Genomic DNA, 12,475 nt, shown 5'->3' with positions numbered 1-12,475 from the left:
TCCATGCAACGACCGGGGGTCGCGGGTGCCGCCACACCCGTGGGGCGTGGAGGTCAGAGGGGCCCGGGGTACGGGTTTCAGTTACGGTGCGGTGATCGTTCGGGACCGCGTGCTGACTGTGTCCTTCCGGTGTGGTGCTTAGCCTTGTTACATCGTCAACCCGCCTCCCCCCGTTACGGGTCCCGGCCAGGAGTTTCGGCAGCCGTGCGGCAGCTCCGGGCTATCACCGGGTTACACCCCGAACGGGGACGCGCGCAACTGGTGACCGGTCACCGCGACCGAGGCCGTAGAATCCAACGACCGTGAGCCTTACCCTCGGAATCGTCGGACTGCCCAACGTCGGCAAGTCCACCTTGTTCAACGCGCTGACCAACAACGACGTGCTGGCCGCGAACTACCCGTTCGCCACCATCGAACCCAACGTCGGCCTGGTCGAACTGCCCGATCCCCGGCTGAACAAGCTCGCCGAGATCTTCGGTTCCCAGCGGATCCTGCCTGCGACGGTGTCGTTCGTCGATATCGCCGGCATTGTGAAGGGCGCCTCCGAAGGCGCCGGTCTCGGCAACAAGTTCCTGGCCAACATTCGGGAAGCCGACGCCATCTGCCAGGTGGTACGCGTGTTCAACGACGACGACGTGGTGCACGTCGACGGCCGCGTCGACCCGGCGTCCGACATCGAGGTGATCGAGACCGAGCTCGTCATCGCCGACATGCAGACGTTGGAGAAGGCTCTGCCGCGGCTCGAGAAGGAAGCGAAGAAGAACAAGGACCTCAAGCCCCTGCACGAGGCCGCACTGGCCGCGCAGGAGGTGCTCGACACCGGCAAGACGCTGTTCAGCGCGAAAGACAAGCTCGACTTCACACTGCTGCGCGAGCTGAGTCTGCTCACCACCAAGCCGTTCCTCTACGTGTTCAACGCCGACGAGGCAGTGCTCACGGACGAGGCGAAGGTCGCCGAACTGCGCGCATCCGTCGCCCCCGCGGACGCCGTGTTCCTCGACGCCAAGGTCGAACAGGAATTGCTCGAGCTCGACGAAGAGGACCGGCAGGAGATGCTCGACTCCATCGGACAGTCCGAGCCCGGCCTCCACGCTCTCGCCCGCACCGGCTTCCACACCCTCGGCCTGCAGACCTACCTCACCGCAGGCCCCAAGGAAGCGCGGGCCTGGACCATCCACAAGGGCGACACCGCCCCCCAAGCCGCCGGCGTCATCCACACCGACTTCGAACGCGGCTTCATCAAGGCCGAGATCGTCTCCTTCGACGACCTCGTCGCCGCCGGATCCATGGCCGCCGCCAAAGCCGCCGGCAAGGTGCGCATGGAAGGCAAGGACTACATCATGGCCGACGGAGACGTCGTGGAGTTCCGCTTCAACGTCTAGAACGCCTGGTCGGCGGCTAGATACGGTCTTCGATGCACATTGAGTACACAGCAGTTCCTAGCGCCTCTTTGAATACGACGGTCGACTCGTCGTGCGATCTTCAGCGACGCTTCGTCGCGGAGAAGGCAGCCGAAGGAATCGCACGTGAGCGCCTGCGTTCCTACCCCGAGTCAGTCATGGGATGCGTCGATTAACTCGGATCGATTGGGCGAATCAGCGAGACCGAGCGATTCGTCCGTGATGCGCTTTCGATCCGTGCAAGGTCACCGATGGGGATGGCCCAGGCCGAGTTATGCTAAGTCTGGACCATACAACATAGAAGTTATATGATCTCCTTGTGTTCAACGTAGAACTCTTGAAGGAGGTTGAAGAATGGTTCATCGAACTTGCTTCGACCGACCCAGAGGCTGCCGAGCATGTTGCTGGTGCGATTGACCTTCTCGAGGCTACCGGTCCAACCTTAGGGCGCCCAGTGGTCGACAAGGTGAAAGCCTCTCGCTTTCACAGCATGAAGGAGTTGCGACCGCCGGGTACTCACATACGAATCTTGTTCATTTTTGATCCACACCGCGATGCGGTACTGCTAGTCGGCGGCGATAAGACTGGTCAATGGCGGGCGTGGTATGCCGAAAACATCCCGGTGGCGGACGACCGGTATCAGAAGTGGCTAGACGGAGATTACGACGACTGAAGGAGGTGTCGAAGGTGGCACGGAATTGGCGTGAGGTTCGCGCGGAGGCGGTCGACAACGGATTGATCGATCCGCAGCGCGCGGACAACGCACGTAAGGAGATGCATGAGATGGTGCGCGCCTACCGCCTGGCAGACATCCGTAAGGCCCAAGGGCCGCGGCAGGCGGATGTTGCTAAGGCGCTAGGTGTCTCACAAGCCCGAGTGTCGAAGCTCGAACGCGGCGACTTGCAACACACGGAGTTGGGCACCTTGGAATCGTATGTGGCTGCGCTCGGCGGACGCCTACGCGTGGTGGCGGACTTCGGAGACGACTCGATCACACTTCAGTAGTTTGTCGTCCGTTGGATCATCGATTCGGTTGAGAGCCTGACCCGGTACAGCGAGACGGCCCCGGTTCCCTACACTGTGCCTCGTGCGGATCGCGACCTTCAACGTCAATGGGATTCGTGCGGCGCAGCGGCGCGGATTCGAGGAGTGGCTGGCCGATCGTCGACCCGATGTGGTCGCGATCCAGGAGATGCGGGCTCGTGCCAGCGCTGTCCCGCCGGGTGTGTTCGGCGAGTACCACCTGGCGTACGACGAGGGGGAGCTCGCGGGCCGCAATGGTGTGGCGGTCCTGACTCGGTGTGCGCCCCTCGCGATTCGAACGTGGAGTGGTGTGGCTCTCGTGCAACGGCCGGGGGAAACGCACACCGAGACAGTGGAACTCGACCCGGTGCCGTTGGCCCGTGGGCTGGGGGAGTTCGCCAACGAGGGCCGGTACCTCGAGGTGGACCTTGCCGAGGCGCCGATCACCGTGGTGTCGATGTACCTCCCGAAGGGTGGCCTTCCGGCGCACCTCCAGAAGCCGGGGCGCATGCGGGAGGCGCCCGACGGTGGAGCCCGCTACGACCGCAAGATGCGGTTTCTCTCCGCATTCGCGCGACAGCTGACCCGCGCGCGCCGCACGGCACGCGCACGGGGCAGGGAACTGCTGGTGATGGGTGACCTCAATATTGCGCACACCCGTCACGACGTTCGGAACTGGCGCCGCAGCAACCAGGTGGAGGGTTATCTGCCGGAGGAACGTGAGTGGTTCGACTCCATCCTGTCGCCGCGCACGCTCGTCGACGTCGTCCGGCGACAGCATCCGGGCGTTGACGGTCCGTACTCGTGGTGGTCGTGGCTGGGGCAGTCATTCGTGAATGATGTCGGGTGGCGTATCGACTACCACCTTGCGACGCCACGGCTGGCGGGGGCGGTGGTCGCGGCCGGTACCGACCGGGATCCGGCGGCGGACCGCCGGATGAGTGACCACGCCCCGGTGGTCGTGGACTACGCCTTCTAGCAGACCACACCCAGGGTTCTGCGGCGAGAACTACAATCCGCGGCGGGCGACCTCAGCCTCGAGTTCTTCGATGCGCTCACGGGCGTGGATGCAGTACGCCTCGCCGTAGTCGTTGGCAACTGATTCTCCGAGGAGGGCCCGCTGCTCCGCCAGGATGGCGGTCAGTTTTTCGCTGCCCAGTGTGGAGACGTCGTCGTACACCGTCCCATTGTCGCAGGCGTGGGCCGCCGAAGCACGCGTACTCTCGTCCGGAAGTGGCTGCTCGTTCCTACGTGTGCATCTGCTCAGCGCGCGGAGTTGAGAAAGCAGCTCCGACGGCGCGCACGGTCCTGTTCGGTAGTCATATGCCGGGCAGGACTTTGTGCTGCCGTGCGCGGATCAGGAAGGTTCTTTCGCCGTCTCGTCGGCGGCTGCGGCGTCGACTCCGGAGACGGCGGCCAGCAGTTCTTTCGCGACAACCCGCAGCTTGCGGTTGCTGCGCTGCGAATTCTCGGCGAGCATCTGGAAGGCGGCGTCGGCGTCGATCCGGTGGATGGCCATCAGCATGCCCTTGGCCTGCTCGATCGGGGCGCGGCTTTCGAGGGCCTCGCGTAGCCCGTCGGCGAGATCCCGCGCATGCCGGAAGCGCGCATAGTCGGCGATGGCACGGGCCAGAGCGGCGGTCAGGGCATCGACGGCGGCTTCGTCCTGCTTGGTGAAGGCGTTGGGCCTGCGACCATAGATGTTGAGCGAACCGAAACGCTCGCTAGGTGTGTAGAGCGGGGCAGCAAGGAACGAGCGGACGCCTTCTTCTTTCGCGGCGGCGATGAACTGGGGCCACCGCGCGTCGGCACTGTCGACGTCTACGCGCACTGTCTCGCCCGTGGTTGCCGCATGCAGGCACGGACCCTCACCGATTTCGTACTGGTGGGCGTCGACCTGCAGCGTTCGCGCATCGGTGTGCACTGCGGTGAAGGTACGGCCGCCGGACACGATGGTGATGCCGCAGCTGTCGGCGCCATCGATCGCCTCGTGCGCGATCTCCACTGCTCGCTGCAGTACAACCACCAGGTGATCTTCGTCTGAGATCGATCCACCCATAGCGGTCACCAACGCGGCCAACCGCTCGACGCTCAGCGTCGCGGCGGACCGGGCAACCTTCTTCACCACCGCAGGGGCGTCCTCGGGTGAGGCGAGGACGGAGTCTGCGGTGGCCGCATCAGCGTGATATGCGTCCATAACGACCCATTATGACCCCGCGCCGCTTCGATGTGGAACCAGGGCGTTCCCGAACTGTGGAGGCGGTCGGCGCCAGGGGGGTTCCAAGGCGCATGTCTGAAGCTGTGGTTGAGCCATCGGGTATCCGGGCACGTATCTATAGGAAGGTGTCAGAGCGGTCGGCAACCGGAGGGAGATCCTGATGAGTGTGCGACAAACGGTGACCGGTGCACTCGCGGTCGGGAGGTTGGCGCTCGACGCGGGCACGGCTCTTATTTCTCTCGGCGGACTGATGGCAGTGCACAGTGCGGTCGGTGAGGGAGCGTCGATGGCCGTCGTAGCGCGTTCGGTTCATGCGGCCGGGCTCAGCGACTCGGAGACGGTGTGGTCATCCGCCGTGTCGCACAGCCAGCGTGCCAACACCTGACATCCCGTCATCCCGCGTGCGTCGAGGGGTTCGGTTGCGTACGCGATGTGCCGTCCACCACGCCGGTTGGTGATACGAATACCACGCCAGGCCAGCCGTGGCGGGAGGTAGCCAAGAATTTCGACGAGTGCGATACGCAGACGCCGGAGGTCGGTACGCCACTGACGGGGGCTGAAGCGGGTCTTCGCCGCATTCTGGAAACTGTTGTGGCGGAGCAGCTGCCACATGTGCGCACACCAGGTGTGCGCGGTGCGCAGCGACATCGATCGGGTGAGATCCGCAATGTCGCGGACGTAGCTGTCGTCGCTGGCATTACAGATCATGTCCTGCGGGTTCGCCACCCACATCACCGAAACCGCGGCGGGGAGTGGCGGGCCCTCGCCGGCGACGCCGCGTCCCTCGCAGCCCGGCACCACCCCGGCCGGTTGCTGCGGATCCGAAATGAATCCGGCGGCAACGATGCGGCCCACTGGGACAATGCCCGCAGCAATCATTCCCAGAAGTTCCCGGATGACCGTGCACCCCTGCGAGTAGCCGATCAGGGCGATCGGGCCGGCGTCTTCCCGGAGTCGGTCGAGTAACGCGCAGACTCCCGCTTCGGTGCTCTGCACGTAGCTGAGGCCGCCCGTCGCGACTGGCCCGTACGACGCCGGGTAACCGACCCATTGGGGCGCAAAACGGTCGTCGAGTCGGACGGTCACTTCGCGGAGGAGGCCCGAGACTTCGGTGCGGCGGTCATCGGGACGGGATTCGCCGGTGCCACCGACGGCGAGCACGGTCATCTGTGACATCACTCCATGGTGCCGCCCGGCGACCCTCTGGGGTGGGTTCGGAGCCTGAGAACTTACTGGCAATCGCGAGACGATCGTGCTCATCCGATCGCCAGGGCCACCAACGCCACCAGGGGAGGTGTGCTCTGGGACAGGGCTCCGGCGACGCCCGACCCGCGAGGGCGGCTCAAGGCCATACGGTCCGAGACGGCCAGGGCGATTCCTGCCAGGAACATGAAGATGCAGGTGTAGATCACGAGGGTGCGGCCCGCGGTGTCCGACCCGGCCCACCAGAGAACCACGCCGGCCACCGCGCCGGAACCGAGGAACAAGTTGTAGAAACCGACGTTGAACGCCCACAGGCGGACGGCCGGTACGTCGGAGGTGGGAATCCGGAACAGCCGCTCGTGCACCGACGGCCGGAGGAACACCACCGACTCCCACACGAACGCCAGTAGATGAACGGCCGCCGCGATCAGCGTCGCAATCTGAGCAATGACGATCATGACGCACCTGCTTGGCTCGCCAGCGTGATCCCGTACTCGTTCGCGACCTTGTGGAGAAGGGGAGCGACGTCCTCCTCCGAGTGCTGAGCGCGACCGAGGGCGTCGAGTTCGGTGAAGAACCCGCTCATGTCCGCACCGGCCGTGACGAGGAGGAACTCGGCCGACTCGCTGAGAACGGTGAAGGTGTTCATCGTTCCCGGGGGGAAGGTGATGGATTCACCCGCGGCGAGTTCGTAACCGGTGTCGGCCGCCTGGACGAGAATCCGGCCGAGCAGTAGGTAGTAGGACTTCGGCCACGGCTCGGTATGCAGTGGCCCCGGTCTGCCTTGCCGACTCTCGACCAGGAAGACCTCGTATGCCCCGCGGGTGACCTCGCCGGGTACCAGCACCGTGATATCGGCGTCGGGAATGGTGAGGCGTAGGCCGTCACAGGAGCGGAGGATGTGAACGTGGGTAGACATACTGCGACCGTAAGACCGGGGTGATCGGTGGCCCATCCCAGAAATCTGGGATAGCCGCGACGGTGTGAGCAGCGCATACTTGGCTGCATGCTCGAGATCCGAGCGGACAGGATCCGCCGGGAAGTGGTGGCGTTGGCGGCATCGGGTGCCGGCGTCACGCAAGTGCACGAGCGCGCCATCGAACTGGTCGAGCAGACGGTGTCCAGTGACCTGACGTGTTGGGCGATGATCGACCCGGAGTCGCTCGCGATCAGTTCGATGACCAGCGGGCGCAATCGCATTCCCCAGGAATACGAGCCGCTGCTTGCCGAGTCGGAATACGGCGGACGTGATCCCGCGACATTTGCCGATCTCGCCTGCACCGGTCGCGGAGTCGCCCGTGCTTCCGACCTGCCCGTCGATGAGGTGGCGCGCAGTCTCCGGCACAGTGGCGTGTGGCGGCCCCTCGGTCTCCCACGCGAGGTTCGGGTCATCTTTCGAGTGGACGGAACCTGCTGGGGTGGAGCCGGCTTCGTTCGATCGGGGCCGGATTTCTCCGACCGCGACATCGAGTTTCTCGCGCTGGTGGCGCCGGGGCTGGCGGCTGCGACCCGGGCAGCGGCAGTGCACTCTCCGGCTACCCACCCACCGGACGATCAGGGGCCGGCAGTGGTGTTGACGAGTGCCACGGGCGATCCCCTTTCCTTCACCTCCGCGGCCCGAACCTGGCGAAATCGCGTCGAGGAAGTCGCCCACGGGCGGATGACCGTGGTGCTACGGGCCGCGACATTCGGTGCACGGTCCAGCAGTTCCGGGATCTTCCGGGCCCGGATCCGTGACGCACACGGCGGCTGGATTCTGGTGCGAGCAACCGCCATGCTCGGTGGCGACGAATCGCAGACCGTAGTCACTTTCGAATCGGCCGGTGGCAGCGACCTCACCGGTCTACTGCTCGCCGCCTATGGGTTGACCGCACGAGAACGCGAAATCTGTAGCGACGTCGTGGCGGGATACGCCACATCCGACATCGCGCAGCGCCGTGCCATCACTGCCAATACCGTGCAGGATCACCTGAAATCCGTCTATGCGAAGACGGGAGTTCGCAGTCGCGCCGAACTCGCTGCGCGGCTCCGATTCGGCCCTGCGGGGAACCGGCAGGCGCCGGTTCCCCGCAGGTGAGTCGGGCGAAGTGATCACCTGCGCCAGAACAGGTGGTGTGCCACACCGCTGGGGCTCGGCACAACCTCGAGATGAAACCGGTCGAGCAGCTCATCGGGGGACTCCCACAGTCGCACGCCGGACCCGAGTTGCACCGGAGAGACCACCACATGCATCGTGTCCACGAGGTCGGCGTCGAGGAACTGCCGGATGGTGGTAGCCCCGCCGCCGAGTCGGACGTCCTTGCTGCCCGCGGCGTCACGCGCTTGCTCGAGAACTGTGGCAGGGTCACCTCCGACGAAGTGGAATGTGGTGTCGGAGAGGGTGAACGACGGACGCTCGTGATGAGTCATCACGAATACCGGGGTATGGAACGGGGGTTCGTCGCCCCACCAGCCGCGCCAGCTGTGGTCCTCCCACGGCCCCCGTTGGGGTCCGAATTTGTTGCGGCCCATGATCTCGGCGCCGATGTTTCGGGCGAAATCCCGCGTGAAGTAGTCGTCGAGTCCGCGGCTCCCACCGGGGTCGGTCCGCATGGGCCAGCTAGCCGTGGCGCCGGCCCAGGCGAACATCTCGCCGGGGTCGGCGTGGCCGAACGGTCTCTCGAAGCTCTGGTTTTCACCCGCGCCGAACCCGTCACCAGACACAGTGAAGTTCTGGACTCTCAGCAGCTGATCCATTCAGTTTCTCCTGCACTGTCGAAGAGGGTGATGATGGTTGGACTCCGCGAGCCGGACAAACTCATCGGTGGAACTCGCACCCCTCACAGTAGAGATGCCGGCGACTTCTCTCGTGCAAGATCTGCGAGTTGATCGACGCCCACCCTGACAGCAACGCTTGACCCTGACACAGTGACAAGGAATCCAATGGTCGGCGAAGGAGGTGGTTGTCGTGAACACAACCAACCACGGTGGGCCGATCGCTCACCTCGTCGACACTCTGGCTGCGGGCGGCCCGTCGAGTCGGCTTCGGGCGGCACTCGCGGCCGGAACACGCCCGGACCCCCAGCTCACGGACGCTCTCGTCGCGCGGTGCGCCGTCGAACCGGACTTCTTCGTCCGCGACATGCTGACCTGGGCATTGTGCCGCCTGCCCAGCGGGCTCACGGTGCCGAGACTGGTCCGAGAGCTCGGGTCCGACACTGCGCAGGCCCGCAGTCAGGCGCTGCACACCCTGTCCAAGATGGGGGATCGGCTTGCCTGGCCCGGGGTGTGGGGATTGGTGCACGACGAGCACGACGAGGTCGCGCGCAGCGCGTGGCGGGCGGCCGTCGTGCTCGTGCCGCCGGGCGAGGAGGCCGCGCTCGCGGCCGATCTGGCGACAGAACTAGGCCGGGGCGATCAGCACCTGCAGCTCAGTCTGAGCCGTGCGCTGGTCGGACTCGGGGACGCTGTCCTACCGGTCCTCGACGACGTGGGGGCGAGTCCCGATCCGCGGATTCGTGCGCATGCCGATGCTACGAAGCAGCTCTGTCACGACCCCGACAGCGGATTCACCCTTGCACTCGAGATGGCGACGCGCGTCGCGGTCGCCGGCCCGGACGCGTAGCAGAAGGAGAGGCAATGTTGATCGGCGAGGTTTCTCGGCGGTGCGGCGTCAGTACGCGAATGCTGCGTCACTACGACACGTTGGGATTGGTCAGTCCCACCGGCCGCACCACTGGTGGCTACCGCGAATACTCCGCCGACGACATCCGACGGCTGTTCCACGTCGAGAGCCTGAGGACGTTGGGGCTGTCGTTGAACGAGGTCAAACGAGCATTGGACGGGCCCGATTTCGCTCCGGCCGATCTGGTGGGTGACCTCATCCGGCACACCCGCCAGCGAATCGCTGCCGATGAGGAACTGCTCGCGAAGCTCGAACGTGTAGACGCCGCCTCCCCGGCGGAGTGGGAAGATGTGCTGCGCATCGTTGCCCTGCTGCGCGCACTCGAATCGGAGTCTGCGGCCCGTCGTCAACAAGCGATCCTGTCGCAGAGCGGGAAGGCATCGCTACCCGTCGAAGCGCTGGTCGAGGCCGCCCTCGCGGAGGAAGACCCCAATGTGGCCGGTGCGCTGCAGTGGTCGTTGGCGAGGGTCGCCGGTCGCGGACTTGCGCATCTCGCCAAGGGTCTCGACGCGGAGGAGGTCGACGTCCGGCGTCGCGCGACTGCCGCGATAGCGGCTGTCCACACAGCGGAGGCAACGGTACAACTGAGACGAGCCCTCGATGATTCGGATGCCGGCATCCGCGGATACGCCGCCCTGGCTCTCGGCTCTCGTGGAAACATCGACTCGATACCGGCCCTCCTCGAGATGGTCGTCAACGGGCGGCGCGATGTCGAGGCGGCCGAAGTCCTGGGCCTGCTGACGACCATTGCATCTCCGGCGGAAGATATCGTCGAGGCCCTGCAGCGCGAGCTCGACAACGCCGACGATGCGCCCACCAGGCTGCGAATCACACAGGCCCTCGCGGAGATTCCCGGCACGGCGGCACGGGCGGCACTCGGCAGGCTCACCGACGACGGCGACCGGACGATCGCGTCCACCGCGGCAGCGATCGTGAGCGCGCAGGACCGGGGTCGAAGCCCGCAACGAACCCGGCGATAGCGGTTCACAGCGCGTTGCCGAGCGAGGACAATGGGCAGAGGCCTCCGGCATCTCGGCGCCGACCGTCGGCGACGGCCGTGAAAGGTGAGACGATGAAGCTTGCAGTCATCGGTGGTACCGGGTTGATCGGATCGCAGGTGGTCCGCAAGCTGAACGAAGCTGGTCACGAGGCGATTCCCGCGTCGCAGTCCACCGGCGTCGACCTGATCTCGGGTCAGGGTCTGGACAGCGCACTCGAGGGGACAGATGTGGTGATCGATGCCTCGAACTCTCCGACCTTCGATGAGGCCTCCCTGGACTTCTTCCGCGCCTCCATGAGTAACCTGCTGGCGGCCGGGGAACGTGCCGGTGTCCGGCATCAGGTCGTCCTCTCGATCGTCGGTGTCGATCAAGTGCCCCAGTTGGATTACTACCGGGCAAAGACCCTCCAGGAGAACCTGCTCCGGCAGGGGCCGACGCCGTACTCCATCCTTCGTGCCACCCAGTTCTTCGAGTTCGTCGACGCCGTCTTGTCTTGGACCTCCGACGGCGATACAGTGCGGCTGCCCTCCACCCCACTCCAGCCGATTGCCGCTGCGGAGGTGGTCGATGCGCTCGTCGAAGTCTCCACTGGTACACCGCTGGGAGGTATCCGAGACATTGCCGGTCCGGAGGTTTTTCCTCTCGACGAACTCGGCAGAATCACGTTGGCGGCGCAGGGCGATGCCCGGACCGTGACTCTCGACGAGAACGCCGGCTTGTTCGGCGCAGTTACCGGAGACGTGCTCACGGCGGGTTCAGACGCTCGCCTGGCGCCCACGCACTACCGAGACTGGCTTCAGCAGCGTCGCTGACGTGCGAGGGAACTGCAGTTTCGACGCCGCCGACCCGGGTTCATGTTCCGGCCAACACTGTGAGGAGTCCACGTGACGCGAGAGGGAAGTATCCGGGTCGGCGACCGGACCATCACGTATCTCGAAACCGGTGACCCGGGTGGACCACTCGTGCTGCACAACCACGGGGGACCCTCGAGCCGACTGGAGGCCGAACTGTTCGATCCGTATGCGAAGGCCAACGGACTGAGATTCGTGTGCGCGGATCGGCCGGGCATGGGCGGGTCAGATCATCAGCCGGGCCGCACCTTCGAAAGCTGGACCGATGACCTCCTGCTGCTGGCCGACTCGTTCGGCGCACACCGATTCGCAGTAACCGGCTGGTCCGAGGGTGGACCGTGGGCCCTCGCGGCCGCCGCCTATCTGGATCCCGCACGGCTGGTCAATGTCGTGTGCATCGCCGGGGGCAATTACGGAACGTTCGGATCGAACTGGGCCGCGAAGTATCTCAGTAGCGTCGACGCGCTGGGCGGCCGCCTGGCGCTTCACTTCCATCCCGGTTTCACACTCATGTACGACGTGCTCGGTATCAGTGCCACACATTTCGCGGAGCGTTACGCGAAGGCGATCACGCAGTCGGCGTGCACCGCGGATCGGGAGGTGTTGGCTGACGAAAAGGTCCTCGACGCGTTTCTGAGGGCAGGGCGCGAATGCTTCCGGCATGGCGCAGACGGACTTGTCGCCGATGCCACGATGCTCTACAAGGCCTGGCCGTTCGACATGACGACAGTGTCTCGCCCCGTGCACTTCTGGCAGGGAAGCGCCGACACCCTGGTGCCGGAGATCATCAACAAGACGGTAGCGGACAAGACCCCCGGCGCCGTCTGGCACCCGATCAGTGGTGGTGGTCATTTCATCGCCGTCAGCCACGCGAACGACATTCTCGCGCTGGTAGCGAACGATCTTGCGCCAGCAGGGAACTAATGCTCATTGTCAGGTCAGGACGTCTCGGGCCGACACCGATGCCGACCTCATCCTGGCGACGAGTTCCAACGGCGCGTTGGAGAGTCTGGAACAGCAGCCGGCATTCCAGTCCTCGTCTCCGCCGTGCGGCGTTGACGACCCCGTACTGCACCTTCTGAACGACCTCACACGCAACACCTAACACGGAGCGA

The 12,475-nt window shown here is 65.2% G+C and carries 15 protein-coding genes; 9 read left to right on the top strand and 6 right to left on the bottom strand.

Translation table 11 applies throughout. From position 1 onward, the window contains the following. Window positions 1-302: 302 nt before the first annotated feature. The 4 genes from ychF to CBI38_RS22010 all read left to right on the top strand — a co-directional run bounded on the left by ychF (window position 303) and on the right by CBI38_RS22010 (window position 3,402). Window positions 303-1,382 (top strand): redox-regulated ATPase YchF, encoded by a 1,080-nt coding sequence (gene ychF, locus CBI38_RS22025; protein ID WP_109332205.1) that lies wholly within the window; start codon window positions 303-305, stop codon window positions 1,380-1,382. A gap of 337 nt (window positions 1,383-1,719) precedes the next feature. Beyond that, complete coding sequence (locus tag CBI38_RS22020; RefSeq protein ID WP_109332204.1) at window positions 1,720-2,073, top strand: type II toxin-antitoxin system RelE/ParE family toxin; 354 nt, start codon at window positions 1,720-1,722, stop codon at window positions 2,071-2,073. 14 nt (window positions 2,074-2,087) lie between these two features. Beyond that, window positions 2,088-2,405 carry a helix-turn-helix domain-containing protein gene (locus tag CBI38_RS22015; RefSeq protein WP_230989920.1) on the top strand — a complete coding sequence of 106 codons (318 nt, stop codon included), beginning with the start codon at window positions 2,088-2,090 and terminating at the stop codon, window positions 2,403-2,405. 82 nt (window positions 2,406-2,487) lie between these two features. Continuing rightward, window positions 2,488-3,402, top strand: a complete 915-nt coding sequence (locus tag CBI38_RS22010) for an exodeoxyribonuclease III (protein ID WP_109332202.1) — start codon at window positions 2,488-2,490, stop codon at window positions 3,400-3,402. A 30-nt stretch (window positions 3,403-3,432) separates the two neighbouring features. On the opposite strand, the gene CBI38_RS38485 is transcribed toward CBI38_RS22010, so the two are convergent. From CBI38_RS38485 to CBI38_RS21990, 5 genes are all read right to left on the bottom strand, one after another. Continuing rightward, window positions 3,433-3,603: a hypothetical protein gene (locus tag CBI38_RS38485; protein WP_204164790.1), complete on the bottom strand. Its 171-nt coding sequence runs from the start codon at window positions 3,601-3,603 to the stop codon at window positions 3,433-3,435. Between the two features lie 177 nt (window positions 3,604-3,780). Beyond that, window positions 3,781-4,620, bottom strand: coding sequence for a GAF and ANTAR domain-containing protein (locus CBI38_RS22005; RefSeq protein WP_109332201.1), 840 nt, complete (start codon window positions 4,618-4,620; stop codon window positions 3,781-3,783). 330 nt (window positions 4,621-4,950) lie between these two features. After that, window positions 4,951-5,817, bottom strand: a complete 867-nt coding sequence (locus tag CBI38_RS22000) for an alpha/beta hydrolase family protein (protein ID WP_109332200.1) — start codon at window positions 5,815-5,817, stop codon at window positions 4,951-4,953. A gap of 80 nt (window positions 5,818-5,897) precedes the next feature. Beyond that, window positions 5,898-6,302, bottom strand: coding sequence for a DUF1304 domain-containing protein (locus tag CBI38_RS21995; RefSeq protein ID WP_109332199.1), 405 nt, complete (start codon window positions 6,300-6,302; stop codon window positions 5,898-5,900). Beyond that, window positions 6,299-6,763, bottom strand: a complete 465-nt coding sequence (locus CBI38_RS21990; RefSeq protein ID WP_109332193.1) for a cupin domain-containing protein — start codon at window positions 6,761-6,763, stop codon at window positions 6,299-6,301. Before CBI38_RS21990 ends, CBI38_RS21995 begins: the two co-directional genes overlap by 4 nt. A gap of 87 nt (window positions 6,764-6,850) precedes the next feature. Between CBI38_RS21990 and CBI38_RS21985 the strand changes: the two genes are divergently transcribed. Continuing rightward, window positions 6,851-7,921: a helix-turn-helix transcriptional regulator gene (locus CBI38_RS21985; protein ID WP_109332188.1), complete on the top strand. Its 1,071-nt coding sequence runs from the start codon at window positions 6,851-6,853 to the stop codon at window positions 7,919-7,921. Window positions 7,922-7,935: 14 nt separating this feature from the next. Here the strand turns inward: CBI38_RS21985 and CBI38_RS21980 are convergent, their stop codons facing one another. Further along, a complete protein-coding gene (locus CBI38_RS21980; protein WP_109332174.1) occupies window positions 7,936-8,580 on the bottom strand; it encodes a dihydrofolate reductase family protein in 645 nt (214 codons plus the stop codon). Window positions 8,581-8,782: 202 nt separating this feature from the next. On the opposite strand from CBI38_RS21980, the gene CBI38_RS21975 reads away from it, so the two are divergent. From CBI38_RS21975 to CBI38_RS21960, 4 genes are all read left to right on the top strand, one after another. Continuing rightward, window positions 8,783-9,448 (top strand): HEAT repeat domain-containing protein, encoded by a 666-nt coding sequence (locus CBI38_RS21975; protein ID WP_109332170.1) that lies wholly within the window; start codon window positions 8,783-8,785, stop codon window positions 9,446-9,448. Window positions 9,449-9,462: 14 nt separating this feature from the next. Further along, complete coding sequence (locus tag CBI38_RS21970) at window positions 9,463-10,488, top strand: MerR family transcriptional regulator (RefSeq protein ID WP_109332169.1); 1,026 nt, start codon at window positions 9,463-9,465, stop codon at window positions 10,486-10,488. 92 nt (window positions 10,489-10,580) lie between these two features. Continuing rightward, a complete protein-coding gene (locus CBI38_RS21965) occupies window positions 10,581-11,321 on the top strand; it encodes an SDR family oxidoreductase (protein ID WP_109332168.1) in 741 nt (246 codons plus the stop codon). Window positions 11,322-11,393: 72 nt separating this feature from the next. After that, on the top strand, window positions 11,394-12,284 hold the full coding sequence (locus CBI38_RS21960) for an alpha/beta fold hydrolase (protein ID WP_109332161.1): 891 nt from the start codon (window positions 11,394-11,396) through the stop codon (window positions 12,282-12,284). Window positions 12,285-12,475 lie beyond the last annotated feature (191 nt).

Source organism: Rhodococcus oxybenzonivorans, assembly GCF_003130705.1.
Lineage (GTDB): Bacteria > Actinomycetota > Actinomycetes > Mycobacteriales > Mycobacteriaceae > Rhodococcus_F > Rhodococcus_F oxybenzonivorans.
The sequence above is the reverse complement of the archived record's forward strand: the minus strand, read 5'-3'. Positions and strand labels throughout refer to the sequence as shown.